At 65.2% G+C, this 23,161-nt stretch carries 26 protein-coding genes, 1 tRNA gene and 1 riboswitch; of the genes, 13 read left to right on the top strand and 14 right to left on the bottom strand.

Translation table 11 applies throughout. From position 1 onward, the window contains the following. Window positions 1-196 precede the first annotated feature (196 nt). Together glmS and glmU are read right to left on the bottom strand one after the other, a co-directional pair. The gene (gene glmS / locus FLL57_RS08660) at window positions 197-2,023 is read right to left on the bottom strand and encodes a glutamine--fructose-6-phosphate transaminase (isomerizing) (RefSeq protein WP_013502548.1); all 1,827 of its coding nucleotides are present in this window, start codon (window positions 2,021-2,023) and stop codon (window positions 197-199) included. A 126-nt stretch (window positions 2,024-2,149) separates the two neighbouring features. Next, entirely contained in the window at window positions 2,150-3,508 is a 1,359-nt protein-coding gene (gene glmU, locus FLL57_RS08655) for a bifunctional UDP-N-acetylglucosamine diphosphorylase/glucosamine-1-phosphate N-acetyltransferase GlmU (RefSeq protein WP_047309562.1), read from the bottom strand. A gap of 167 nt (window positions 3,509-3,675) precedes the next feature. Here glmU and FLL57_RS08650 point away from each other — a divergent pair, with 167 nt between their 5' ends. Together FLL57_RS08650 and FLL57_RS08645 are read left to right on the top strand one after the other, a co-directional pair. Then, window positions 3,676-5,214, top strand: a complete 1,539-nt coding sequence (locus FLL57_RS08650; protein ID WP_142882676.1) for an SPOR domain-containing protein — start codon at window positions 3,676-3,678, stop codon at window positions 5,212-5,214. Window positions 5,215-5,286: 72 nt separating this feature from the next. Continuing rightward, complete coding sequence (locus FLL57_RS08645; protein ID WP_013502551.1) at window positions 5,287-5,667, top strand: hypothetical protein; 381 nt, start codon at window positions 5,287-5,289, stop codon at window positions 5,665-5,667. On the opposite strand, the gene FLL57_RS08640 is transcribed toward FLL57_RS08645, so the two are convergent. Beyond that, window positions 5,627-7,237 (bottom strand): beta-(1-6) glucans synthase, encoded by a 1,611-nt coding sequence (locus FLL57_RS08640; protein ID WP_047309560.1) that lies wholly within the window; start codon window positions 7,235-7,237, stop codon window positions 5,627-5,629. The genes FLL57_RS08645 and FLL57_RS08640 overlap by 41 nt on opposite strands. 286 nt (window positions 7,238-7,523) lie before the next feature. Between FLL57_RS08640 and FLL57_RS08635 the strand changes: the two genes are divergently transcribed. The 5 genes from FLL57_RS08635 to FLL57_RS08615 all read left to right on the top strand — a co-directional run bounded on the left by FLL57_RS08635 (window position 7,524) and on the right by FLL57_RS08615 (window position 12,076). After that, entirely contained in the window at window positions 7,524-8,111 is a 588-nt protein-coding gene (locus tag FLL57_RS08635; protein WP_047309565.1) for a hypothetical protein, read from the top strand. A gap of 187 nt (window positions 8,112-8,298) precedes the next feature. After that, window positions 8,299-11,136, top strand: coding sequence for a glycosyltransferase (locus FLL57_RS08630; protein WP_142882675.1), 2,838 nt, complete (start codon window positions 8,299-8,301; stop codon window positions 11,134-11,136). A gap of 155 nt (window positions 11,137-11,291) precedes the next feature. Beyond that, window positions 11,292-11,367 (top strand) — tRNA-Lys (locus FLL57_RS08625). Between the two features lie 360 nt (window positions 11,368-11,727). After that, complete coding sequence (gene pufB, locus FLL57_RS08620; RefSeq protein ID WP_013502555.1) at window positions 11,728-11,871, top strand: light-harvesting antenna LH1, beta subunit; 144 nt, start codon at window positions 11,728-11,730, stop codon at window positions 11,869-11,871. A gap of 25 nt (window positions 11,872-11,896) precedes the next feature. Continuing rightward, a complete protein-coding gene (locus FLL57_RS08615; protein ID WP_013502556.1) occupies window positions 11,897-12,076 on the top strand; it encodes a light-harvesting protein in 180 nt (59 codons plus the stop codon). Between the two features lie 108 nt (window positions 12,077-12,184). Here the strand turns inward: FLL57_RS08615 and FLL57_RS08610 are convergent, their stop codons facing one another. Next, window positions 12,185-12,388, bottom strand: coding sequence for a hypothetical protein (locus FLL57_RS08610; protein WP_047308570.1), 204 nt, complete (start codon window positions 12,386-12,388; stop codon window positions 12,185-12,187). A gap of 90 nt (window positions 12,389-12,478) precedes the next feature. Continuing rightward, the gene (locus FLL57_RS08605) at window positions 12,479-12,880 is read right to left on the bottom strand and encodes a RidA family protein (RefSeq protein ID WP_142882674.1); all 402 of its coding nucleotides are present in this window, start codon (window positions 12,878-12,880) and stop codon (window positions 12,479-12,481) included. Window positions 12,881-13,068: 188 nt separating this feature from the next. Between FLL57_RS08605 and FLL57_RS08600 the strand changes: the two genes are divergently transcribed. Then, window positions 13,069-13,959, top strand: a complete 891-nt coding sequence (locus tag FLL57_RS08600) for a DMT family transporter (RefSeq protein WP_013502559.1) — start codon at window positions 13,069-13,071, stop codon at window positions 13,957-13,959. On the opposite strand, the gene FLL57_RS08595 is transcribed toward FLL57_RS08600, so the two are convergent. After that, window positions 13,956-14,198 carry a BrnA antitoxin family protein gene (locus FLL57_RS08595; protein ID WP_013502560.1) on the bottom strand — a complete coding sequence of 81 codons (243 nt, stop codon included), beginning with the start codon at window positions 14,196-14,198 and terminating at the stop codon, window positions 13,956-13,958. The genes FLL57_RS08600 and FLL57_RS08595 overlap by 4 nt on opposite strands. A gap of 524 nt (window positions 14,199-14,722) precedes the next feature. Here FLL57_RS08595 and FLL57_RS08590 point away from each other — a divergent pair. Further along, entirely contained in the window at window positions 14,723-14,938 is a 216-nt protein-coding gene (locus FLL57_RS08590) for a hypothetical protein (protein ID WP_013502561.1), read from the top strand. Window positions 14,939-15,103: 165 nt separating this feature from the next. Here FLL57_RS08590 and FLL57_RS08585 read toward each other — a convergent pair whose 3' ends face one another. Next, complete coding sequence (locus FLL57_RS08585) at window positions 15,104-15,352, bottom strand: hypothetical protein (protein WP_142882673.1); 249 nt, start codon at window positions 15,350-15,352, stop codon at window positions 15,104-15,106. Beyond that, window positions 15,333-15,707: a hypothetical protein gene (locus FLL57_RS08580; protein ID WP_013502562.1), complete on the bottom strand. Its 375-nt coding sequence runs from the start codon at window positions 15,705-15,707 to the stop codon at window positions 15,333-15,335. The genes FLL57_RS08585 and FLL57_RS08580 overlap by 20 nt, the downstream gene beginning before the upstream one ends. 493 nt (window positions 15,708-16,200) lie before the next feature. Continuing rightward, window positions 16,201-16,262, bottom strand: a riboswitch (Fluoride riboswitch). A gap of 126 nt (window positions 16,263-16,388) precedes the next feature. Here FLL57_RS08580 and FLL57_RS08575 point away from each other — a divergent pair. The 4 genes from FLL57_RS08575 (at window position 16,389) to FLL57_RS08560 (ending at window position 18,529) form a co-directional block, all read left to right on the top strand. After that, window positions 16,389-16,691 carry a hypothetical protein gene (locus FLL57_RS08575; RefSeq protein WP_142882672.1) on the top strand — a complete coding sequence of 101 codons (303 nt, stop codon included), beginning with the start codon at window positions 16,389-16,391 and terminating at the stop codon, window positions 16,689-16,691. A 36-nt stretch (window positions 16,692-16,727) separates the two neighbouring features. Beyond that, window positions 16,728-17,123, top strand: a complete 396-nt coding sequence (gene crcB / locus FLL57_RS08570) for a fluoride efflux transporter CrcB (RefSeq protein ID WP_142882671.1) — start codon at window positions 16,728-16,730, stop codon at window positions 17,121-17,123. 36 nt (window positions 17,124-17,159) lie between these two features. Further along, window positions 17,160-17,978 carry a DUF190 domain-containing protein gene (locus tag FLL57_RS23665; protein ID WP_013502564.1) on the top strand — a complete coding sequence of 273 codons (819 nt, stop codon included), beginning with the start codon at window positions 17,160-17,162 and terminating at the stop codon, window positions 17,976-17,978. 206 nt (window positions 17,979-18,184) lie between these two features. Further along, the gene (locus FLL57_RS08560) at window positions 18,185-18,529 is read left to right on the top strand and encodes a DUF190 domain-containing protein (protein ID WP_013502565.1); all 345 of its coding nucleotides are present in this window, start codon (window positions 18,185-18,187) and stop codon (window positions 18,527-18,529) included. Window positions 18,530-18,635: 106 nt separating this feature from the next. Here FLL57_RS08560 and tgt read toward each other — a convergent pair whose 3' ends face one another. The 6 genes from tgt to coaD form a co-directional block, all read right to left on the bottom strand. After that, window positions 18,636-19,769 (bottom strand): tRNA guanosine(34) transglycosylase Tgt, encoded by a 1,134-nt coding sequence (gene tgt, locus FLL57_RS08555; RefSeq protein WP_142882670.1) that lies wholly within the window; start codon window positions 19,767-19,769, stop codon window positions 18,636-18,638. Then, window positions 19,766-20,848 (bottom strand): tRNA preQ1(34) S-adenosylmethionine ribosyltransferase-isomerase QueA, encoded by a 1,083-nt coding sequence (gene queA / locus FLL57_RS08550; RefSeq protein ID WP_013502567.1) that lies wholly within the window; start codon window positions 20,846-20,848, stop codon window positions 19,766-19,768. Before queA ends, tgt begins: the two co-directional genes overlap by 4 nt. 169 nt (window positions 20,849-21,017) lie before the next feature. Then, window positions 21,018-21,485, bottom strand: a complete 468-nt coding sequence (locus tag FLL57_RS08545) for a peptidylprolyl isomerase (protein WP_142882669.1) — start codon at window positions 21,483-21,485, stop codon at window positions 21,018-21,020. Beyond that, complete coding sequence (locus tag FLL57_RS08540; protein WP_142882668.1) at window positions 21,461-21,904, bottom strand: TonB C-terminal domain-containing protein; 444 nt, start codon at window positions 21,902-21,904, stop codon at window positions 21,461-21,463. The genes FLL57_RS08545 and FLL57_RS08540 overlap by 25 nt, the downstream gene beginning before the upstream one ends. 9 nt (window positions 21,905-21,913) lie before the next feature. Then, on the bottom strand, window positions 21,914-22,477 hold the full coding sequence (locus FLL57_RS08535) for a peptidylprolyl isomerase (protein WP_142882667.1): 564 nt from the start codon (window positions 22,475-22,477) through the stop codon (window positions 21,914-21,916). Between the two features lie 16 nt (window positions 22,478-22,493). Beyond that, window positions 22,494-23,003 (bottom strand): pantetheine-phosphate adenylyltransferase, encoded by a 510-nt coding sequence (gene coaD / locus FLL57_RS08530; RefSeq protein ID WP_142882666.1) that lies wholly within the window; start codon window positions 23,001-23,003, stop codon window positions 22,494-22,496. Window positions 23,004-23,161 lie beyond the last annotated feature (158 nt).

Here is a 23,161-nt window from a genome sequence, read left to right as displayed (position 1 = left end):
GGTGCTACGGGCGTCGCGGCCAGCGGCCCGACGCAACTTTCAATGTAACAGAGCTCCGATGGAGTGTGCGATCGAAACGACCCGGCCAGTGTCGATCGCGGCACGTCGGCGCCCTGCCTCGGAGCCAGATATAGGGGGTCGGCGGCCGGGCAACAACCGGCCGGTGTGGACAGACAGCCTCAACACAGCGAATTGCCTATTCGACCGTCACCGATTTTGCCAGATTGCGCGGCTGGTCGACGTCGGTCCCCATCACCACGGCGGTATGGTAGGCGAGCAGTTGCACCGGAATGGCATAGACCATCGGGGTGAAGGCTGCGGCCATGTCGGGCATCACGATCGTCACCACCGATTCGACGGTGGCCTCTTCGGCACCCTTGGCGTCGGTCATCAGGATGATCCGGCCGCCGCGCGCGGCGACCTCCTGCATGTTCGAGACGGTCTTTTCGAATACCCGGTCGTAAGGCGCGATCACGACCACCGGCATTTTCTCGTCGATCAGCGCGATCGGACCGTGCTTGAGTTCGCCGGCGGCGTAACCTTCGGCATGAATGTAGGAGATTTCCTTCAGCTTCAGCGCCCCCTCGAGCGCGAGCGGATAGGACGTGCCGCGGCCGAGATAAAGCACGTCCTGCGCCTTGGCGATGTCGCGGGCCAGCCGCTCGATCTGCGGCTCGTGCGTCAGCGCGGCCGCCATCAGTCGGGGAAGCTCGATCAGACCATGCACCAACTTGGCCTCGTCGGCATCGCTCAAGGTGCCGCGGGCACGGCCCGCCGCAATCGCGAGAGCCGCCAGCGCCGTGAGCTGGCAAGTGAACGCCTTGGTCGAGGCGACGCCGATCTCAGGGCCGGCCAGGGTCGGCATCACCACCTCGCTTTCGCGCGCGATGGTCGAGGTCGGGACGTTGACGACCGACAGCGTGTGCAGCCCCTGCTCCTTGGCGTAGCGCAGCGCCGCCAGCGTATCGGCGGTTTCGCCCGACTGCGAGATGAAGATCGCCAGATCGCCGCCATGCAAAGGCGCCTCGCGGTAGCGGAATTCGGAGGCGATATCGATCTCGACCGGCAAGCGCGCAAAGCGTTCGAACCAATATTTCGCGACGTAGCCGGCGTAGTTCGCGGTGCCGCAGGCGGTGATCGACAGATGCCGGATGTCTTTGAAATCAAACGGCAGCTTCATCGGCAACGCGATCCGCTCGCTCGCCATATCGAGGTAGCGCGCCAGCGTATGGCCGACGACCTCCGGCTGCTCGTGGATCTCCTTGGCCATGAAATGACGATAATTGGCCTTGTCGACGACGAAGGAAGAAGCGCCCGACTTCATCACCTCGCGCTGGACGACATCGCCCTTGGCATTGCGGACTTCGGCGCCTTTGCGGGTCAGCACCACCCAGTCACCGTCGTCGAGGTAGCTGATGTCGTCGGTCAGCGGCGCCAGCGCGATCGCGTCCGAGCCGAGATACATCTCGCCGTCGCCATAGCCGATCGCCAACGGAGAGCCCTTGCGGGCGCCGATCATCAGATCGTCGTGCCCCTTGAACACGAATGCCAGCGCGAACGCGCCGCGCAGCCGCGGCAGCGCCGCCTTCACAGCATCCGCTGGCGACAGCCCCTCCGATATGAAGGAATTGACCAGATGCGCCACCACCTCGGTGTCGGTCTCGCTGGCGAACACCGCGCCGCCGCGCTCGAGCTCGTCACGCAGTTCGCGGAAATTCTCGATGATGCCGTTGTGCACGACCGCAACTCCGGCGGCCGCATGCGGATGGGCGTTGATCTCGTTCGGCTTGCCGTGGGTCGCCCAGCGGGTGTGGCCGATACCGACGTGGCCGGCGAGCGGATGCTTCTTCAACACCGCTTCGAGATTCTTCAACTTGCCTTCGGCACGGCGCCGGACCAGCTCGCCGCCTTCCAGCGTCGCAACACCGGCGGAATCATAGCCGCGATATTCGAGCCGCTTCAGCGAATCGACCAGTTGCTCGGCGACCGGTCCACGTCCCAGAATTCCAATGATGCCGCACATGCGGTTGAATGATCCCCAGTTCGCCGGACGACCTGCCGACGCTCCCGACTTCTAGCGGCTTCTGTGAAAGCCTTGGTAGTCAACAATTATTGCGATTTGACACAAGGTTAAGCCAAACCGCTGGCATCAATGCGCCTTCGGCTTGCGATGGCGAGACTTGGCATCCCGGAAACGCTTGGCCCAGCCGTCCTTGAGCCGCTGATCGTTGCGCTCGACCGCCAGCGCGTCATCCGGCACGTCCTTGGTGATCACCGAGCCGGAGCCGACATAGGCGCCGGCGCCGATCTTGACCGGCGCCACCAGCGACGAATTCGAGCCGATGAAAGCGCCCGCCCCGATCTCGGTCTTGTGTTTGTCGAAGCCGTCGTAATTGCAGGTGATGGTGCCGGCGCCGATGTTGGCGGACGCGCCGATGTGGGCGTCACCGATATAGGTCAGATGATTGACCTTGGCGCCGGCGTCGATCTGCGCGGCCTTGGTCTCGACGAAATTGCCGATCTTGGCGCCGTCGCCGAGCGACGTACCCGGACGCAGCCGCGCATAGGGCCCGACCTGCGCCTTGGCGCCGATCCTGGCGTCGGCGAGGTGTGAGAAGGAATGGATCACGGCGCCGTCGCCGATCGACACGCCGGGGCCGATCACCACGAACGGTTCGATCACCACGTCCTTCCCGAACATCGTGTCGGTGGCGAGATAGACGGTCTCGGGCGCAATCAGAGTGACGCCGGCTGCCATCACCGCCTGGCGCAGCCGGGTCTGCATCACGGTCTCGGCTTCTGCGAGCTGCGCTTTGGTGTTGATGCCGCGAACCTCGTCTTCGCCGGTCTCGATCACGCTGGCGGTCAGGCCGAGGTCGCGAACGATGCCGACCGCATCGGTCAGATAGTATTCGCCCTTGGCGTTGGCATTGCCGATCTTGCCGAGCACGTCGAGCGCGATCTTGCCGTCGATCGCCATCACGCCGGCGTTGCACAGCGTGATGTTCAGCTCGTCCGCACTGGCGTCGGCCTGCTCGCGGATCGCCACCAGCTCGCCGTTTTGAACCACCAGCCGGCCATAGCCGGTCGGATCGGCGGCGCGAAAGCCAAGCACCACCAGCGACGAGCCGCCGCGCAGCGGCTCACGCAGCCGGGCGAACGTCTCGGCCGAGATCAGCGGCGTGTCGCCGAACGCGACCAGCACGTCGTCGGCGCCTTCGGCGAGCGCCTCTCTGGCGGCCAGCACCGCATGCGCGGTGCCCAGCCGCTGCGCCTGAATGAAGGTCGTCGCGTCGGCGCGGACCCGCTTGGCCTCGTCGCCGACCGCCTGATGATCCGGGCCGATCACCACCGCCAGCCGGTCGCGCTCGCCGTGCGGAGCCGCGCTCAGCACATGGGCGAGCAACGAGCGGCCGGCGACCGGATTCAGCACTTTCGGCAGCGACGAGCGCATCCGCGTCCCCTCGCCGGCAGCAAGCACGATCGTCAGGCTGGTTCTGGCAGTCATATCAAAATCCGTATTGTGACGACGCGGCCGTCATAGAGGGTTTTGCGGCGAAGTGGAAACCGCTTTCCCAGCAGCGCAGCCGGCGCCGGGCACCTGAAGAAGGCAATTCCCTGATACTCTCGGCGAACTGATTCGCGTTGCGCGCCCCAAGGCTTTGAGACCATCCGATGGCCAGAAAGACCGACGATCTGGCAGACAGCTTCGCCACCGAGGAACCGGGCGGCTGGCTGACGCGGCTGCTGGCCGACGAGGAAGAGCTGGACACCCGCGACAAGTGGCGGCTCGGCTCGTGGGCGGCCGCCTCGCTCGGCGCGCTGGTGCTCGCCGTGATGGCGGTCCAGAACGTGACGGACCGGCGCCGCGAGCAGTCCGCGGCGGCCGAGGTCGTCCAGCAATCACAATCCATCCAGCGCCTCGCCAAGGAAACCCAGACCGCGAGCACCCGGCTGGCGGCCGCGATAGAGGTGCTGAACAGCGACCGCGACCGGCTGTTCGCCCGGGTCGGCAGTCTCGAGCAGAATCTGGATTCGATCACCGGGTCGATCGCGCGGGTGCGGACCGGCGACGCCAAACCGCACGCGGGCGCAGACAAGCGGGGCAGCGCCGACAAGCCCGCCGACAAGGCGGCAGCGAACCCGCTGCCCGAGATCCCGGCCACGGAGCCGGCTCCGGCCCCCGCGGTCGCGTCGTTCGACACCAAGCCCTTGGACACCAAGCCCTTGGACACCAAGCCCTTGGACACCAAGCCCTTGGACACCAAGCCCGTCGACACCAAGTCGGTCGAGCCGAAGTCGGTCGACACCAGGCCGAGCGCCTCTGCGGCGCCGGTCAAGAAGCCGGGTGCGATCGAGCCGCTCCCGGCGGCGGTGGCGCCGGCTGCCGGGACTCCGCCTGCTGGGGCTCCGGCGCCTGGGACTCTTGCGGCGGCAACCGTCCAGGCCGCGGCCGTCCCACTGCCGCTCCCCAAGCCGGAGGACGCCGCTGCGCCGAGCGCCCCTGCGACCTCATCGGAGATCCGAAAACAGCCTGACGACAAGCCGTTAGCCGAAAAATCTCAGGAACGGCCTCACCTCGAGAAGCGTCGGCTCGAGCCGGCCCCGACGGAAAAGCCGGCGGTGCAGAATGTCGCCGCTGCGATGATCTCGACCACGCCGCTGATGCCGTCGCGTTCGCTTCTGGCGCCGCCCGATCCGGGGGCGGCCAGATTGGTGGGGCCGAAGGCCGCAACCTCCGAGGATACCGCCGACGAGCCCGAGGCAGCGGAGGAGGTTCCGGCTCCTCGCACCGAATTCGGCATCGATCTCGGCGCCGCCAACACCGTCGAGGGGCTGCGCGGGTTGTGGCGGAAGCTGGCCAAGCAGAAGGCGCTGAAAGGTCTGCAGCCGATCATCATGATCAAGGAGAGCGGCAACGCTGCGCAGTTGCGGCTGGTCGCCGGTCCGTTCGCCGATGCGGCGGCGGCCGCCAAGGCCTGCGCCGCGCTCGGCAGCGCCGATCGCGGCTGCGAGGCGTCGGTGTATGACGGCCAGCGGCTGCCGATGATTGCACCTGCCGCGACGCCGCAGCCGGTGCCGCAACGCCCGGTCCGCCGGAATCGCGAGCGGGTCACATTGCAGACAGAGCCACCACCTCCGCCTCCTCCGCCACCCCAGGAGGCGCCACCGCCACGGCCGTCCGCCCTGTCGTCGATCCTCGGCATCCGCTAAAAGCCCCGGCGGGCATCGTCATCACCGCCGCCTCAGCTTGTTCGCCCTCCCGAAGCGCAGCATAATCACGCCATGAAGAAAAAGCCGTTCCGCCTCACCCCGTACCAGGTGCAGTTTCTGTTGATCGTCGGTTTCGCGACGGTCGGCTACGCGCTGTACCTGCGTTATCTCGCCATCGAACTCTCGACCGTGGCGCTGGCCTGCGACGCCGGGCTGCGCTCGATGCTGTGCAAGTCCCGAATGCTGATGACCTATCTGTTTCAGAATTCGGTGTTCGGCATCGCCGCGCTGGTGATCGCCACCCTGCATTTCATCAGGCCGTCGATCGTGCTTCTCACCGGCGGGCTGATCTGCGCCGGTTTCGGCATCGTGCTCTACAATGTGGCGCTGTCCGGGACCGCAATCGGCCTGCTCATGCTGGGGTTTTCGCGACCCGCGCCCGCCACAGCGTGAGCGCCAGCAGCGCATAGACCGCACAGGTCCACAGCGACTGCCAGTTCTTCGGCCCCTCGTTGAAAACAATATAGAGCGCGCAGGCCGCGAACAGGCCGGCAAACGAGGCCTCGGCGATCGGCCGCGGCCCCTGCTGCGGGCGGTTCAGCGCCATCAGCAAGAACAGCGGCACCACCGCCATCGTCAGCGACGCGAACGGGAAATCGCGGTAGCGCGGATCGAAGGTGAAGCCGAGCGCGGTCTGGGCGCCGATCAGCACGGTCACCGTCACCGCCAGGCCGAGAGCCCAGGTCGCCACCGAGTGCGAGCGGTCTTCCCGCGGCCCGAACAGATCGAGGAAGGTCGGGACCGGGCGCCCCGACATCAGCGCATGCGCTGCGAGGATCGGGGTCGACACCCCGCAGGCGAGCAGCAGTCCCCACTGCAGCCAACGGCCGACGCCGTAGCTCTCGACCAGCAGCTTGTCGATCCCCACCCCGAGCAGAATCCCGGCCACCGTCGCCGAGGTGCCGACCGCCAGCCACGCCACCAGACGCGGCGACCATGGCCGCCGGCGCAGCGTCAACATCGCGGTCCCGAACACCGCAAGGCTCAACCCCATCCCGGCAGCGGCCATCAGCTTCCATTGCGGGAAATTGCTGACCGGCTCGCCGGCCGGGTACTTCACCACCCGGTTGTCGGCGTCGATCAGCCCCCAATAGCCGCCGACGGTACCTTCGAGATTGCGCTTCCACGGCTGATCGTAGGCTTCGATCAGGTTGACGCGGAAATTCTCCCGCTTGGCCAGCGACAGGATCTCGGACACCACCCGGGCCTGGTTGGTGCGCGACGGCAGCGCCCCTTCGCGCATCCGCCCCGCGCTCGGCCACCCGGTCTCTCCAATAAGGATCTCCTTGGCGGGAAACGCGACCGCAACTTGCTTGCGGATGGCGTCGACGTGGTTGGCGGCATAGCGCGCACGGACCGGCATGTCCTCCCAATACGGCAGGATATGGATCGTGACGAAATCCACCGCTTCGTAGATCTCGCGGTTGCGCAGCCAGTATTCCCATACGTCCGCATAAGTGACCGGAACCTTGGCCTGCGCCTTCACAAGGCGGATGGTGGCGGCGAGATCGGCCGCGGTCATCTCGCCGCGCAGCAGCACCTCGTTGCCGACCACCAACGAGGTGATGACGTCCGGATACGCCTTGGTCAGTCCGACTGCGGTAGCGATCTGCGCCAGATTCTTCGAACGGTCGTTGGACAGCCAGATTCCCTGCAGCACCTTCAGCCCAGCTTTGGCGGCGAGCGGCGGTAATTGGTCGAGTCCGTTGTCGATCGAATAGGTCCGGACGCAGTTCGAGATCTTGGCGAGTTGCTCCATGTCCTGCGCGATCTGCTCGGCGTCGATATGCGTCGTCGGATCGAGCGGCGTCTGCAAGCCGCGGAACGGCGCATAGGACACGCATTCCAGCTTCGAACTGGTTTCGATCGGCGCGCGTTCGAGGGTGATCGGGGTGGCGATCCACCACCACACACCGAAGATCATGGCCAACGAGATCGGGATCAACAGCAGCGGCGTGCGCAAGGATTTCGTTTCCGTCCGTTGCAAAAAGGGTCTCGTCGATTAGCCGCTCGCGACCGATCTGCCAAGGCCGCGTTGTGCACCGCCCTCTCCTGGCTCTTCCATGAGATCGTCATGCGCCATCAATTGGTCGCCATGCACCGAAGGACCAACTGCCGTTGCTGGACAAAATCGAAAATGTCCGTCATGGGATTCTGCCGAGGGTCACGCCCTATCGGCGACGAATTCGAGCGGCATCAGGTGGATGGGACCGGTGCCGCGATGGCCCGGCAACGAGATCGGGGACACGATGCGACGAGTTTTCCTTGAGTTCCAGAACGCGATGCTGCGTTGCCTGGCAGTGAGCGGTCTTGCCCTGTCGATCGGCGTCGGCGGCGCGATCGCCCAGAGCGGCGACCTGCGCGCCCAGGATCAGACTCAGAAGCCGCCGGCGACCACTAACAATCAGGCGACTCAGTCGACGGCGGACGCGCTCAAGGAAAGCCAGCGGAAGACCGACGAGTTCGCCGAGGCTGCGCAGGCGATCAACGGTCCTGCCGGCAACCCCGAATGCGTCTGGCTCGGCCGTCGCGTCGTGGTGCTGATGTGGCGTGACGACCTCGACACCGCGTTCCGCCATCTCGACATGTACGACCGCTTCGGCTGCCCGACCGGCCACATTCAGGCGGCGTTCAGGTGCGTCGTGCGATCCGGTCCTATCGACCCGAAATCTCCCGACAGCCTCAGCGGACGCGTGCACGCATGCTGGATCAATCCGACCGCCCAGCAACAGCCGGCGGCAGCGACTGCGACGCCGCCTGGTCCGGCCGGCAAGCCGGCACCGGCCCCTGCGCAGCCGCAGCCGGCGCCGCCGCCCATTCAGGCGCCGGCGAAATAACGCCTCGCCGCGAGGGAACGTTCGGTTTTTTCTCTGGTTTGGTGACCCGGTGCCCTCAATTCGCCATTCGGTCGGCGGAGTTGCTTGGGCACCGCAGCCATTCATGCTGTGATGCGCCGACGCTGTGGACGGACCTCGGGGACGGGTTGGTTCACCTGCAAACCAGGCCCCTGATGGTTTAGTCGCGATGCGTGCTGTCGTCGCTGTTTTGCTTTTCGTCGCTGTTGCTCACGCCGGGCTCTGGGGCCTCCTTCGGGAGAAACAACAAGCCGCCGACTTCACCGGGATGCTGCCGAGCGTGTCTTACGCGCCGTTCGACGGCAGCGGCCATCCCGACGTCGACAATTTCCCGACCGCCGAGCGGATCCGCGCCGACCTCAAAAAGCTGGCGCCCCAGACCCGCGCCGTCCGCCTGTACTCGTCGACCGGCGGTCCCGAGATGGTACCGCCGATCGCCAACGAGTTCGGCCTCAAGGTCAATGTCGGCGCCTGGATCGACAAGGACCCCACCCGCAACGAGCGTGAAATTCAGGCGGCGATCGAGCTCGCCAAGCACAATCCGAATGTCAGCGGCATCGTGGTCGGCAACGAGACGGTGTATCGCGGCGATCAGATCCCGCTGGAAAATCTCGGGCTCAGCGAGGAAGAGCGCTACCGCCTGGTCGCGGAAGAAAACCAGCGGGTGCGCGATGCCGAAGCCCAACCGGCCGACAAGCGCGACGAGGCGGTCCGCTGGGCCACGGCGGAGAACAACGTCCGCCGGCTGACCCGGCTGATCCAGCGGGTCAAATCCCAGGTCAAGGCGCCGGTGACGTCGGGCGAGATTTGGAACATCTGGATCGAGCATCCCGAACTCGCCTCGTCGGTCGACTTCATCGCTGCGCACATCCTGCCCTACTGGGAAGGCTTCTCCGCCAAGCAGGCGGTCGACCAGGCGATGATCATCTACCAGAAGCTGCGCGACGCCTTTCCCGGCAAGCGCATCGTGATCGCCGAATTCGGCTGGCCGAGCGCCGGCTACAATCGCAAGGCGGCCGTCCCGGGACAGTTCGAGCAGGCGGTGACGCTACGCAATTTCGTGAGCCGCGCCGACGCCATCGGCATGGAATACAACATCGTCGAAGCGATCGATCAGCCGTGGAAATTCTTCGAAGGCGGTGTCGGTCCGTATTGGGGCTTCCTGGATGCCTCGCGCCAACCGAAATTCGCCTGGACCGGCCCGGTGGTCGATCCCAACTACTGGAAGCTCGCCGGCATTGCGGTCCTGGTCGGCATCCTGCTGTCGCTGCCGATCCTGCAGCTCGCCGCCCCGACCGCGATGCAGACCTTCTTACTGGCGGCCGCCGCGAACGGCGCCGGCGCCTGGGCCGCGACGGTGTTCGCTTACTGGAACGGCCACTATTTCCTGTTCGGCTCGGCGTTCGCATTGACCCTCGGCATGATCCTGCTGGTGCCCTTGGTCGCTATCGCGCTGGCGCGGGTCGAGGAGATCGCGGCAGTGGCGTTCGGCCGCAAGCCGCGCCGGCTCATCACCCGCGAGATGACCGACGCGCAGGAAGCCAAGCGTGCGGCCGCGCTGGCCAGCGGCGAACCGGTCAAGGCCCCGAAGGTGTCGATCCACGTCCCGGCCTATTTCGAACCGCCGGAGATGCTGAAGCAGACGCTGGATGCACTGGCGCGGCTCGACTATCCGAACTTCGAAGTCGTGGTGATCATCAACAACACCCCCGACGCCGCCTTCACCGACCCGATCCGGGAACACTGCCGCGAACTCGGCGAACGCTTCAAGTTCATCAACGCCCAGAAGGTCAAAGGCTTCAAGGCCGGCGCCCTGCGGATCGCGATGGAGCGCACCGCGGCGGACGCCGAGATCATCGGCATCATCGACGCCGACTATGTGGTGACGCCGGACTGGCTGAAGGACCTCGTCCCGGCGTTCGACGATCCACGCGTCGGCCTGGTGCAGGCGCCGCAGGAGCATCGCGACGGCGACCGCTCGCTGATGCACTACATCATGAACGGCGAATATGCCGGGTTCTTCGACATCGGCATGGTCCAGCGCAACGAATACAACGGCATCATCGTGCACGGCACGATGTGCCTGATCCGCCGTGCCGCAATGGACATGGCCGGCGGCTGGTCGAGCGACACCATCTGCGAGGACAGCGACCTCGGCCTCGAGATCATGGAGCACGGCTGGCTCACCCACTACACCAACACCCGCTACGGCTATGGCCTGCTGCCGGACACCTACGAGGCGTTCAAGAAGCAGCGGCATCGCTGGGCCTATGGCGGCTTCCAGATCATCAAGAAGCACTGGCGCCGCTTTATGCCCGGCAACAGCCGCCTGTCCCGCGACCAGCGCCGCGAGTTCGGTCTCGGCTGGCTGAACTGGCTCGGCGCCGAAAGCCTCGGCGTGGTGGTGGCGATCCTCAATCTGATCTGGGTGCCGATCGTCGCCTTCGCCGACATCGCGATTCCGGACAAGATCCTGACCCTGCCGATCATCGCCTCCTTCATCGTGACGCTGGCGCACTTCCTGGTGCTGTACCGGCTGCGGGTGAAGATCGGCGTGCCGCAGATGCTGGGCGCGATGATCGCGGCGATGTCGGTGCAATGGACGGTGTCCCGCGCCGTCGCCCAGGGCCTGATCACCGAACACCTCGCCTTCGCCCGCACCTCCAAGGGCGGCCTGACGATGATGTCGGTCGAATTCCAGGCGTTCTGGGAGGCCGTGATCGGTGTGCTGCTGCTGATCGGCGCGGCAATTCTGGTGGTATCCAACAGCAACATCCAGATCACCGAGATCTACATCTTCGCCGGCGTGCTGGTGTTGCAGAGCCTGCCGTTCCTGGCGGCGGTGGCGATCGCGATTCTGGAGAACTCGCGAATCAACCAGTTCGGCTGGTGGACCGCGACCGCGGTGCGGACCGCCGAGCTGATCGGCCTGCGCCCGGTGGCGCTGCCGACTCCGATCCCGGCTCCGCAGAAAATCGTCGCCTCCGAGCTGCAGCGCGACGCCTGAACGGCGACTTTGACCGCTGGCAGAAGCTGACTGGTTGCACGAGGAAGGCAGGATAAATAGCTGTGGGCTTGAGCCAATCTGTCTTGGGTGGGGGCAACTGCGGTCACCGCGGGTATTGACCCCGCCCGCCCCGCCCCCTACACAGCGCCTCACGTGAGCGCGTAGCTCAGCCGGTAGAGCACGTGACTTTTAATCATGGGGTCGAGGGTTCGAGTCCCTCCGCGCTCACCATGAGATTCATTTTCCCACCCGATATGGGCGACAGCGCCCGGCAGCTTAGCGCTTCCGCCTTCACCGGACGAGATCTCGGCGCCTGAAGCTGCTTGCAAGCCACCCGCGCGGCGTCCGTTCGAATCGAGCGGCCGGCTAAGCCGATCGCCCCTCCCAAGCCGCGCGGTTGCATCATCCCCGCAAGACAAAATGCAACCAAATCCGGACCCAACTACCGTTTTACGACCAACGGATCACGCGGCACTCACGAAAATTTGTTCCTGCTCAATGTTCGGGTCGGACAGCCGGGTCAATATGCGCGCCATCGAGGGCCGCACCGCGGCTCGGCGATGCGCAGAAAACCCATTATGAGGTCTCAAAATGGCTGACAAGACGCTGACCGGCCTGACGGTCGAGGAGTCGGAAGAGCTCCACAAGCACGTGATCGACGGCACCCGCATCTTCGGTGCGATCGCGATCGTCGCGCACTTCCTCGCCTACGTTTACACCCCCTGGCTGCACTAATTAGCTGCCTTAAGGAGCATCAATTATGAATCAAGCTCGTATCTGGACTGTTGTGAAGCCGTCCGTCGGCCTTCCGCTCCTGCTCGGCAGCGTGACCGTGATCGCGATCCTGGTGCACTTCGCCCTGATCACGAACACCACCTGGTTCCCGAAGTACTGGAACGGCAAGACCGCGTCGATCGAATCGTCGGTCAACGTCGGCTAATACGCTCTCACGAGCCGTATTTGCAGAACCGGACTCCGCAAGGGGTCCGGTTTTCGCGTTTTGGGGCGGCCCCGATCGGACCGCCCTCGCTTCTCGCCGCGCCGCAGCTCACGCGCGCGGCTTCGGTGCCGCCAGAGCGGTCGCAGTGCGCTTCATCGTCTTCGCCACCAGAAGGGCCTGCTCCTTGGTCAGCGCGAAGTCCTGCACGCCTTTCTGCGTGGTCAGCGAGAGAATCATCACGTCGGGCTGATTCTCCGGCCAGCCGGTGGCGAAGGCGGTGACGAAATCGGCCGAAGTCGAGCGCTGGGTCATCGAACGAAACTCCTTGCAAAAGCTCGCGGCTGATTGGCCGAAACCGGCCGCGCTGGCAAGCATCCGCAAGGCTAAGTCGTCCAGGCAGATTCACCGCGCCGGCACGAACGCCGTCACCTCCAGCTCGACCTTGGCGCGAGGATCGACCAGCCCGTCGATATAGAGCAGCGTCGAAGGCGGAAAATGCCGCCCCAGCGTCTCCTTCCAGGCCGCGCCGATTCCGGCCCCAGCGGCCTCATATTCGGCCCGGCTGGTGAGATACCAGGTCAGCCGCACGATGTGCTCCGGCCCGGCGCCGGCGTCGGCCAGGAGACGCATGACACGCCGCAGCGCTGCGCCGACCTGGGCCGCCAGGTCGTCCGATTCGTATTCGCCCTGATCGTTGGTCCCCGTCTGGCCCGCCAGCACCAGCCACTGACCGGGCCCACTGAAGGCAACGCCGTGTGAGAAGCCTCGCGGCCTCGCCCATCCGTCCGGTTGCAGCACCCGCATCCTCGATCCTCCCTTGGCATCCGGCTTGTTCGCCGCTTTGAACGCGATTGCGCGCACAAGCGGCGGCGGAAATCAACCGCAACGGGCGCAGGCGGACCTCTTCGGTGCGGCGGTTGCCAAGCCTGCCGTTGTCGAAGATAGAGCGCTGCAAGGAAACGCCGACGCCATCAACGAGCCAAACCGCCGCGATGACCCGTCCCCCCTCGATTCTGAAGGCCGCGCTGTGGATGGCCGGCTGGCTGGCGCTGATGGTGATCGTAGCCGTCGCCGGCCGCGAGACGCTGCGCGAACTGAGCGTGTTTCAGGTCATGGAACTGCGCTCGGTGATCGGCTTCGCGATGCTGTATCCGATGATCCACAGGACCGGCGGGCTGCCGGCGATGGCGACGGCGCGGCCATTCTCGCATCTGACCCGCAACCTCGTGCACTACGCCGCGCAGCTCGGCTGGTTCTACGCGCTGATGCTGATCCCGATCGGCCAGGTGGTCTCGATCGAGTTCACCATGCCGATCTGGATCGCGATCCTGGCTGCCACTTTCCTCGGCGAGCACATGAACGTCTGGAAGATCACCGCGGTCGCGCTCGGCCTGATCGGCGTCGTGGTCATCGTCCGCCCGGCCACGTCCTCGATCGATCCCGGGCAGTTGATCGCGCTCGGCGCCGCGGTCGGCTTCGGCATCTCGGTGACGCTGATGAAGTCGCTGACGCGCACCGAAAGCACGCTGACGATCATCTTCTGGATGCTGATCATCCAGAGCGCGGCCGGTCTCGTGCCGGCGCTGTGGACGTGGCAATGGCCATCGGCCTATGTCTGGATCTGGATCGTGATCCTGGCGTTCTGCGGCACCTTCTCGCACTATTGCATGGCGCGGGCGCTGTCGCACGCCGATGCCACCATCGTGGTGCCGATGGACTTTTTGCGAGTACCGCTGTCGGCCGCGGCAGGCTGGCTGATCTACGGCGAGCGGCTCGACGCCTACACCGTGGCCGGCGCCGCGCTGATCCTGGCTGGCAATCTGCTCAACCTGCGGGGCGCGCCGCGGCCGCCGATGCCGGCCCGGATCCACAATTCGCGCTAGTCGAGCCCCGCGGCCTTCCGCAATGCGGCGTTGATGCGGTCCTGCCATCCTGGACCGCCTTCCTGGAAATGCTCCAGCACCGCCTGGTCGATCCGCAACGACACCATCTCCTTGACGCCGGGCAGCGCCTGCCGCTTCGGCGGCACCTCAACCGGCTTAGTGGTGGCCTTCTTGAAGGCGGCCTCCGCCTCGGTACGGGCATCGTTGAGCGTGCGGGGACGGCGGGGCGGCTGAGACATGGCAGTTTTCTCGGCAGGTTGAGCAGAGTTGAGGCGTTGAAAGCGTCCCCATCGGAATGGTCCATCGCGCCAGCGGTCCACGCTGGAAGCGGCGCCTCGCGGCGCACAAGACTCACTCGGACAGGGGCGCCAGACCGGTTGATCACGCCCGCTTACCGATCGCAATAGTAATTGAATCGCTAACACGCGCACCAACAATCGAGCTGATCCCGGATCTGGCCGGAGGCGGCGTGCAGTGCAGAATCGATTTTCTCAAAACGAACGCATTTGTGTTGCGACATCGTCAGAGTTCCGAGTGTATAGTTCGTGCAACTGAGGTGGTGATCACTTCGGTCGATCATGTGTCCGACCGCTGCGTTCAATCGAACCAACAGGCCCATTTGGAAGCTCTGATCCACTTGGAAATTCTGATCCACTCGGACACTCTGATCCACTCAGACGCTCCGATCCACTCAGACACTCCGGACAATCCGGTCCGCTTTGAACAATCAGGTCCAATGCTCTTGGAAGATGAGGAGGTCACGATGCCGGCAATTGCTGAAGTCCTGTCGACCAACGTTCCTCGTCCCGCGCCGCGCGGCAGCGATCTTCCCACCTGCCCGGTCTGCGCCGACTCGATGGTCGCTGCCGAGGCTTCCGCATATCTCACCGAAAGCGTGGTGAGCTATCTGTGGACCTGCGACACCTGCGGCTATGGTTTTGTCACCAAGCATTCGGTGAAGCGCTTTTCCTGCAACTAACGTCTTCGTCGCTCTTGCTGTCCTCCCATGCTGAAAAGCAGCCATGGACAAGCCGCACGAGCTGACAACGAAGACAAACAGTCGGGCCCGGAACGCCGACAAACAGCAATGGTCGCCGCAACTCTCGAATCCGGACGAGCGACAGTTTCCGCTCGCCGGTAACGATCAGCAGCTTGCCGCCAGCTCGACATCGCCAGGCCCCGCGAAGTCGATTCTGCATTTCCGGGCAGCCGAGAGTCCGTCGCGATCGAAGCGTCCGTCGGCTTTCGAAAGATCGGTCGTCTTCGAAGCACGGTCGTCTTCGACGTGTCCGTAGCCTTCGTCATGCACATGGACGCACTCGCACCATCCGTCCTCGCCCACGACCCGGCGATTGAGATGTTTCATCCCGCCGTCATCGACCGACGGATTCACGTGACGTTACTCGCTGCAACTTGGCATTCCGTTGATGTCTCATCCAGGCGAGAATATCCGGCGCCTTTCCGGAGATCACCTTGAGGTGCTGCGTCTTGTGTGGCTCCGCCTTGGCTTCGTAGAACTTCCACAATTCGCTGATGATCACGACGTGCCAGCGGGGCGCGCCGGGCGCATCGGCCCGCAGTTGCAGAATCTCGAGCGAAAACGAATAGCTCCTTCCGTTATAGCGGTGGCGCTCGCGGGAGCATTCGACTCCGTCGACCGTCCACACCGACTGGTCGCTGCCGGGGCTCGGCGCGTCGATGACGAACTCGATATCGGCAATGGTTCGGGCGTTACCGATCCGCGCCATGCTTCTCTCCATCACGCACTCTCGACCTTGCCCGATCGATCATGCGGCTCACGCGTTTCTTCCTATTGCGGACCATCAGACCTCGCTCTGCTTCGCCGTTCGTCATCACCCCGCCCGGCTCCGCGCACGCCGTTCATGGGCGCCGTACCCCCCCCGGCAAGGACATGCGTATCCCTGCGACTGAGTACGTCTCCACGATGGTCACACGTCCCGACTAGTTCTGCCTCGTCCGGATCGCTGTTTCGGCAAGTGCCGTCAAAGCGCCAAGCGAGCAGCAGCATGACCGTCCGCTTCGGCGCCAAAGCCAAACCCCGGCCCAGCGGCCGCTGTGACGGCCGACAGCACTGATAGCGCAACAGTTCTGCTCGCGAGCATTCCCCGGAGGGGTTGCAGCAAGACAATCACAGACTTCATGCGGGACCCTTCCAGGTCTCCGGCTGACGGCTCGGGACGATCGGGGAGAGTCTTCGACACAATCCTACCGACGCGAAAGCGCCCGGTAGGAGTCATCAGCCTCACGGCGGTTGTCGGGGGGACTCCATCCCCATCGGTGAAATTCATACAAAGCTGCGATGCCGTCGTCAATCTGCTCGCGGCTCCGCTACAACGCTATGGGTTACGTCTTTCTACGGTAGCGAGATCCATGACCGGCCTGTTAGGAATTGAAGACAGTGACGGCGCATGCCTGCAGATCACGAACGTTTGCAAATTCTGACGCTGCACAAGTCATCGGCCGATCGCTACACCGTTCTCTGGCAGATCATCTCGTTCTTGCTCGTTGGAGCGGTTGCTGTGGTGCCTTCCTATATCGACGTCCCACCGCACGAGCGGAATGGCACTCTCGGTCTATCGCCCACGATGTCGATTGTTGCCGCGGTCCGGCAGTCGACGGACTTGGGAATTACACGCATCCACATGCTCCTCGAAGGATTCTATCTGTATCATGCTGACGGCAGGCTTTGGGTCAGCCGGCAATCGTGGTGATCGCGACACGAACTGTCGTAACGAGCAGTGAAAGACATGGATATCGTCTACGGAACGATCTGGGTCGCCTTCGGCAGCATGTTCGGCGGGATTGCTCGGTTCGGGATTTCGGGGCTGGTCGCACGTAGCATTGGCGAGACCTTTCCTTGGGGTACCCTGACAGTCAATACCAGTGGGGCTCTGGCAATCGGCGTATTCGGCGGCCTCGCCAGCAGCGGCCAAGGCGTGTTCGCCGAGCACACCTCCTGGCTGCTCGTCGTGACCGGTTTCCTCGGCTGCTACACCACCGTGTCCTCCTTCAGCTTGCAGACCTTGAGCCTGGCGCGCGACGGCGACCTCCGGCGGGCGGCAGGCAACGTCCTGATGTCGCTGATCCTCTGCCCTGGCCTGGCGGCCACGGGATTTATCCTCACAACTCGGATCGTCCAGTGAGAGCTGCAGCATTGTCCGCAACACCTCGGCACCGACATGCTGCGTAAGCTTCCCGCATGGGCTAGCCGCGCATTGGACGGCCTCGCCGTCTACGGCTTGGTCGGTCTCGGGAGCGTGCTCGGCGGAGTCGCGAGGTACCTGGTCGGTGTCGCGCAGATCGCCCTGCTCGGCCCGGCCTTCCCGTGGACCACATTGATCGTCAACGTCACCGGTTCTTTTCTGATCGGCTTCTATGCCACGGTCACAGGGCCCGACGGCCGGATCTTCGCGGGGAGCCGCCAGCGTCAGTTTGTGATGGCCGGCATCTGCGGAGGCTACACGACCTTTTCGATGTTCAGCTTCGAAACCTTCGCGCTGATCCGGAACGGCGACCTGCTCGTCGCGGGGCTCAATTTCGGTCTCTCGCCCGTCGCCTGGCTGATCGCCGTTTGGGGCGGCTACGCGTTCGCGACCCGACTCAATCGGGTGCGAACCTCCATCGTCACCGGAGACGAGCCCGAGAACTTGCAGATACCACGGCAGGCCACGCTGCTCCGGATCTTCGTCGACGAGTCCGACAAGCACGGCGACGCGCCACTCTACGAGGCCATCGTGTTGCGCGCGCGAAAGATGCAGCTCGCCGGAGCGACCGTCTTCCGCGGGCCGACCGGCTATGGAGAGTCGAGCCAGATGCACCGGGCCGACGCCCTTCGCGTTCGCAGCGAACTGCCGCTGATCATCGAGATCATCGACAGTGAAGACGCGGTCGCGCGTTTCCTTCCTGTGCTCGACGAGATGATGCCCGGCGGCATGGCGACGATGGAACGTGTCGAAGTCATCCAGTACGGACAACCCGGCGGCACTGGAGCGACTTGAAATGGCCGCGCCGTACCACGTACCGGTAACGAAGTCGGGACTATGCTGCGCGGTCGGTCGGGTTGAATGTCCCGATCGATCGTCCCGCCGGCGGCCGATCCCGCCTCGAAGTGATCGTCGCAGCGATCAGATGGCAAAGATGATCACACGACCGCGGAGAGCTTCGACGAGTTTCGCGACGCCCCGAACGAACCAAGGACAGACCGATGCAACTGCCTCGTGACGCCGTACTCCTCCGGATCTTCATCGGTGAAGACGATCGCTTTGACAATCGGCCGCTCCATGAGGCGATTGTTCTGAAGGCTCGCGAAATGCATCTGGGGGGCGCCACCGTCTTGCGCGGGGCGATCGGCTTCGGGCATTCCAGCCGTCTGCACACCAGCAAAATCCTCCGGCTTTCGGAAGATCTGCCGATCATCATCGAGATCGTCGATGCGCCGGAAACGATCGAGGCGTTTCTGCCGGTACTGGACAGCATGATGGGTGGCGGTCTGATTACGAAGCAGAACGTTCAGATTCTGCAGTATGGGCCCGGACCGATTGCGAAGTAGCACGAGCGATCCCAATCCCGGATCTCGACAGCCAGCGGGCGGAGCATCGGCGCGTCAGCGAATTGCCGGGTCACGGCCGAACGGCGTCGGCAGCCGAAGCGGCGGATCAGCGCGGCGGCAGATCGCCGCGATCCCACGCCTCGCGCGTGCGGAGCCTGAACTCTTCGAACCGGCCGGCGGCGATCGCGCCGCGGATGTCGCGCATCAGCCGCTGATAGTACGCGGTATTGATCTCCGACAGCAGCATCGCGCCGAGCGTCTCGCTCGACTTCACCAGATGGTGTAGATAGGCCCGCGAGTAGTTGCGGGTCGACGGCCAGTCGCTCTCTTCGTCGAGCGGCCGCGGATCGTCGGCGTGCTTGGCGTTGCGCAGGTTGATCGGGCCGTATTGAGTGAAAGCGAGGCCATGGCGGCCGTTACGGGTCGGCATCACGCAGTCGAACATGTCGATACCGCGTGCCACCGCTTCCAGCATGTCCTCCGGCGTGCCGACGCCCATCAGATAGCGCGGCCGCTCCGCGGGCAGGATCGGCGCCGCCTCCTCGATCATCGCCAGCATTACGTCCTGCGGCTCGCCGACCGCGAGGCCGCCGATCGCATAGCCGTGGAAGCCGATGTCGATCAGCCCGCGCGCCGAAGCATGGCGCAGCTCGGGCACGTCGCCGCCCTGCACGATGCCGAACAGCATGTAGCCGTCCGGCGCTGTTTCAAACGCGCGCTTGCAGCGCTCCGCCCAGCGCAGCGACAATTGCATCGCCCGCTCGATATCGGCGCGATCGGCCGGCAGCCGGACGCATTCGTCGAGCTGCATCGCGATATCGGAGCCGAGCAGACGCTGCACCTCGATGGCGCGCTCCGGCGACAGCTCGATCGCGGCGCCGTCGATGTGCGAGCGGAACGTCACCGCCTGCTCGTTGACCTTGCGGAGCTGCGCCAGCGACATCACCTGGAAGCCGCCGGAGTCGGTCAGCATCGGGCCGTTCCAGGTGGTGAAACGCTGCAGGCCGCCGAGCGCAGCGATCCGCTCGGCGCCGGGCCGCAGCATCAGGTGATAGGTGTTTCCGAGCACGATATCGGCGCCGGCGTCGCGCACCTCGCGCCAATGCAGCCCCTTCATCGCGCCTGCGGTGCCGACCGGCATGAAGGCCGGGGTGCGAACGACGCCATGCGGGGTGGTGAGTCGGCCGGTGCGCGCGGCGCCGTCGGTCCCGAGCAGTTCGAAGTGATTGGATACGGTCATGGGGTGATGTCGTTCCGGAACAGCAGGCTGGCGTCGCCGTACGAGTAGAACCGGTAGCCGGTTCGAATGGCGTGGGCGTAGGCCGCCTGCATGGTGTCGAGACCGCAGAACGCCGACACCAGCATGAACAGCGTCGATCGCGGCAGGTGAAAATTGGTCATCAGTACGTCGACCGCGCGGAAGCGATAGCCCGGCGTGATGAAGATCGACGTCTCGTCGGCGAACGCCGCGATGCGGCCGTCGTCGCGCGCGGCGCTCTCGAGCAGACGCAGCGAGGTGGTGCCGACCGCGACGATGCGGCCGCCCGCCGCCCGCGCCGCGTTCAGCGCCTCCGCGGTCGCGCGGCTGATCGTGCCCCATTCGGCGTGCATCTTGTGCTCAGCGGTGTCCTCGGCCTTCACCGGCAGGAACGTCCCCGCCCCGACATGCAGCGTGATCCGGTGCAGCCCGACGCCCCGCGCAGCCAGCGCGGCTTCAAGGTCGGCGGTGAAATGCAGCCCGGCTGTCGGCGCCGCGACGGCGCCTTCATTGGCCGCGAACATGGTCTGATAGTCAGCGACATCCTGCACGTCGGGCGGGCGCTTGGAGGCGATATAGGGCGGCAGCGGCGTCGCGCCGATCTCCGCGATCGCCTGGTCGAGCACCGGGCCGTGGAACGAGAACGCCAGCGTGATCTCGCCGGCTTCGCCTTTGGCTTCGACGGTCGCGTCGAGATGGCCGAGCAGGCAGACCCGGCCGTCATGACCGAAGCGCACCACGTCGCCCGGCACCAGTTTCTTCGCGGGTTTGACCAGCGCCTGCCAGCGGGCGCCATCGAGCCGCTTGATCAGCGTCGCGTCGATTTTCGGCTCGGGGCCCCGGCCGATCCGGTGGCCGGCGAGCTGCGCGGCGATCACCCTTGTGTCGTTGACCACCAGTTGATCGCCGGGCGCCAGCAGCGCCGGCAGATCGCGCACGATCCGATCCTCGAGCGGCGCACCGGGGCGCACGACCAGCATCCGCGCGGCATCGCGCGGGCTCACCGGCCGCAGCGCGATGTTCCCGGCAGGCAGATCGAAGTCGAACAGATCGGTGCGCATCAGGTTTCTGCACGGAGCGCTCCCTCTCCCCGCCTGCGGGGAGAGGGCTGGGGTGAGGGGCAGCCGCGAGGTCGAGACCCGGTGAGACGCCCCCTCACCCGGCCGGCCTCGCTACGCGACGCCGGCCGACCTCTCCCCGCGCGCGGGGAGAGGTGAAGAGGCGACCTGATCAAGCCGCAGCGTCGGCCGCGATGGTCGCCTTGACGATCTTGTCCGGATCCTTGACCGGCTCGCCGCGCTTGATCTTGTCGACGTTCTCCATGCCTTCGGTCACCTTGCCCCAGACGGTGTACTGCTTGTCGAGGAAGCGGGCGTCGTCGAAGCAGATGAAGAACTGGCTGTCGCCGGAGTCCGGATTGGCGGCGCGGGCCATCGACGCGGTGCCGCGGACGTGCGGCTCGGCGTTGAACTCGGCCTTCAGCTTCTGGCCGGAGCCGCCCATGCCGGTGCCCTGCGGGCAGCCGGTCTGCGCCATGAAGCCCTCGATCACGCGGTGGAACACGATGCCGTCGTAGAAGCCTTCGCGCACCAGCTCCTTGATGCGGGCGACGTGGTTCGGCGCCAGATCCGGGCGCATCTCGATCTTAACGGTGCCCTGGGTGGTTTCCAGGATCAGGATGTTGTCGTTGTCAGCCATGCTCTCTTCTCTGTTGGTTTGGGAATCTGTCTGCGATCGTCGAACCGCAGCGTGAACGGACGTCCGGCGACGGCGCCCCCCATCGAGGGCGTGAACGGCAGCGGCGTGCATCGCTGCAACGCCTCCATCACCGCGACACGATAGGCCAGGCTGTCGTCCCGGCCGGCCTCCGGGCTTTCAAAGGTGATCCGCGGCTTGCCGAGGATCTCGCCGTTGCGCTTGAAGCTGACCAGCACCGTGATCTGCATGCCGGGATGTCCGGGCGGCAGACGCGGCGGATGCCAGCATTGCTTCATTGCGGAAAACAATGCGTCGAGATTGTCGATCGGCGCGTTCTGCGCCGACGCGGGGCGAACGGTCAGACCGATCGCCCCGGCGATCACGACTGCCGCGACTGTGCTCAGTCGGCGCGGCAGCATCGTGGCCGCTTATTTGACGTCGGAAGCGACCTGGACCTTCACCATCTTGTCCGGATCGGTCACGGCACCGCCGGGCGAGGTCGGCGAAGCCTTCTTCAGCTTGTCGACCACGTCCATGCCCGACACCACGTTGCCGATCACGGTGTACTGGCCGTTCAGGCTCGGGCCGTCGGCGAACATGATGAAGAACTGCGAGTTTGCGCTGTCGACGCTGTCGCCGCGCCGCGCCATGCCGACCACCCCGCGGGTGAACGGCACGTTGGAGAATTCCTGCTTCAGGTTCGGGTATTTCGACCCGCCGGTGCCGTTGAAGTTCTGGCCGTCGCCGGTCTGCGCCATGAAGCCACCCATCACGCGGTGAAACGGGACGTTGTCGTAGAACCCTTCGCGGGCGAGCTGCTTCAGCCGCTCGGCGTGCTTGGGCGCGATGTCGGCGCGCAGCGCGATGACGATGCGGCCCTTGCTGGTGTCGATGACGAGCGCGTTCTGCTTGTCGAGATTGGCGGGCAGCGGCTGCGCCAGCGCCGGCAGCGCGAACAGCAGCGCGGCGAAGATGCCGATCAGACGGATCATGGAAACTCCGGGTCGGTTAAGCCGGCGAGCCGGCGGCGAACTTGGATTGCAGGGCGGAGGCGACCTCGGCCGGAACGAAAGCCGAGACGTCGCCGCCCATCGCTGCGATCTGCCGCACCAGTGTGGCGGTGATCGGGCGCACGCCGACCGAGGCCGGCAGGAAGACGGTATGGATTGCCGGCGCCATGGTTTCGTTCATGCCGGCGATCTGCATCTCGTAGTCGAGATCGGTGCCGTCGCGCAGGCCGCGGATCATGATGGTCGCCCCCACCTGCTCGGCCGCGGTCACGGTGAGATTGTCGTAGGTGGTGCAGCCGAAATCGCAGCCGGCCGCCTTGGCGACCGGGCCGAACACCCGTTCGACCATCGCGAGGCGCTCCTCGGTGGTGAACAGCGGCTTCTTGCCGGGATGAATGCCGATCGCCACCACGAGCTTGTCGCACAGCGCCACGGCGTGGCGGACGACGTCGAGATGGCCGTTGGTGACGGGATCGAAAGAGCCCGGATAAAGCGCGATGCGTACCATCCGGCCCGTCTAGCGCGGCACGTCGGGCGGAGCAAGCGGCGCCGGTTCCTTCAAAACCGCTTTCGTCGCCGGATTTATTTCGCGCTGCGAACCGAACCGGATCGCGGGCTCGCGCGTCTTCTCAATGGTAACGCGAGGCGACTGAAAACGCTCAGGTT

Origin of the sequence: Rhodopseudomonas palustris (assembly GCF_007005445.1) — a bacterium.
In the GTDB taxonomy this organism is placed as follows: domain Bacteria; phylum Pseudomonadota; class Alphaproteobacteria; order Rhizobiales; family Xanthobacteraceae; genus Rhodopseudomonas; species Rhodopseudomonas palustris_G.
Note: the sequence above shows the minus strand (reverse complement) of the source record. Positions and strands in the feature narration are given on the sequence as shown.

Excerpts from the sequence above, each read along its gene's own strand:
- glmS (WP_013502548.1), bottom strand. The coding sequence starts at position 2,023 with ATGTGCGGCATCATTGGAATTCTGGGACGTGGACCGGTCGCCGAGCAA.
- glmU (WP_047309562.1), bottom strand. The coding sequence starts at position 3,508 with ATGACTGCCAGAACCAGCCTGACGATCGTGCTTGCTGCCGGCGAGGGG.
- FLL57_RS08650 (WP_142882676.1), top strand. The coding sequence starts at position 3,676 with ATGGCCAGAAAGACCGACGATCTGGCAGACAGCTTCGCCACCGAGGAA.
- FLL57_RS08645 (WP_013502551.1), top strand. The coding sequence starts at position 5,287 with ATGAAGAAAAAGCCGTTCCGCCTCACCCCGTACCAGGTGCAGTTTCTG.
- FLL57_RS08635 (WP_047309565.1), top strand. The coding sequence starts at position 7,524 with ATGCGACGAGTTTTCCTTGAGTTCCAGAACGCGATGCTGCGTTGCCTG.
- FLL57_RS08630 (WP_142882675.1), top strand. The coding sequence starts at position 8,299 with ATGCGTGCTGTCGTCGCTGTTTTGCTTTTCGTCGCTGTTGCTCACGCC.
- pufB (WP_013502555.1), top strand. The coding sequence starts at position 11,728 with ATGGCTGACAAGACGCTGACCGGCCTGACGGTCGAGGAGTCGGAAGAG.
- FLL57_RS08615 (WP_013502556.1), top strand. The coding sequence starts at position 11,897 with ATGAATCAAGCTCGTATCTGGACTGTTGTGAAGCCGTCCGTCGGCCTT.
- FLL57_RS08610 (WP_047308570.1), bottom strand. The coding sequence starts at position 12,388 with ATGACCCAGCGCTCGACTTCGGCCGATTTCGTCACCGCCTTCGCCACC.
- FLL57_RS08605 (WP_142882674.1), bottom strand. The coding sequence starts at position 12,880 with ATGCGGGTGCTGCAACCGGACGGATGGGCGAGGCCGCGAGGCTTCTCA.
- FLL57_RS08600 (WP_013502559.1), top strand. The coding sequence starts at position 13,069 with ATGACCCGTCCCCCCTCGATTCTGAAGGCCGCGCTGTGGATGGCCGGC.
- FLL57_RS08595 (WP_013502560.1), bottom strand. The coding sequence starts at position 14,198 with ATGTCTCAGCCGCCCCGCCGTCCCCGCACGCTCAACGATGCCCGTACC.
- FLL57_RS08590 (WP_013502561.1), top strand. The coding sequence starts at position 14,723 with ATGCCGGCAATTGCTGAAGTCCTGTCGACCAACGTTCCTCGTCCCGCG.
- FLL57_RS08580 (WP_013502562.1), bottom strand. The coding sequence starts at position 15,707 with ATGGCGCGGATCGGTAACGCCCGAACCATTGCCGATATCGAGTTCGTC.
- FLL57_RS08575 (WP_142882672.1), top strand. The coding sequence starts at position 16,389 with ATGCCTGCAGATCACGAACGTTTGCAAATTCTGACGCTGCACAAGTCA.
- crcB (WP_142882671.1), top strand. The coding sequence starts at position 16,728 with ATGGATATCGTCTACGGAACGATCTGGGTCGCCTTCGGCAGCATGTTC.
- FLL57_RS23665 (WP_013502564.1), top strand. The coding sequence starts at position 17,160 with ATGCTGCGTAAGCTTCCCGCATGGGCTAGCCGCGCATTGGACGGCCTC.
- FLL57_RS08560 (WP_013502565.1), top strand. The coding sequence starts at position 18,185 with ATGCAACTGCCTCGTGACGCCGTACTCCTCCGGATCTTCATCGGTGAA.
- tgt (WP_142882670.1), bottom strand. The coding sequence starts at position 19,769 with ATGACCGTATCCAATCACTTCGAACTGCTCGGGACCGACGGCGCCGCG.
- queA (WP_013502567.1), bottom strand. The coding sequence starts at position 20,848 with ATGCGCACCGATCTGTTCGACTTCGATCTGCCTGCCGGGAACATCGCG.
- FLL57_RS08545 (WP_142882669.1), bottom strand. The coding sequence starts at position 21,485 with ATGGCTGACAACGACAACATCCTGATCCTGGAAACCACCCAGGGCACC.
- FLL57_RS08540 (WP_142882668.1), bottom strand. The coding sequence starts at position 21,904 with ATGCTGCCGCGCCGACTGAGCACAGTCGCGGCAGTCGTGATCGCCGGG.
- FLL57_RS08535 (WP_142882667.1), bottom strand. The coding sequence starts at position 22,477 with ATGATCCGTCTGATCGGCATCTTCGCCGCGCTGCTGTTCGCGCTGCCG.
- coaD (WP_142882666.1), bottom strand. The coding sequence starts at position 23,003 with ATGGTACGCATCGCGCTTTATCCGGGCTCTTTCGATCCCGTCACCAAC.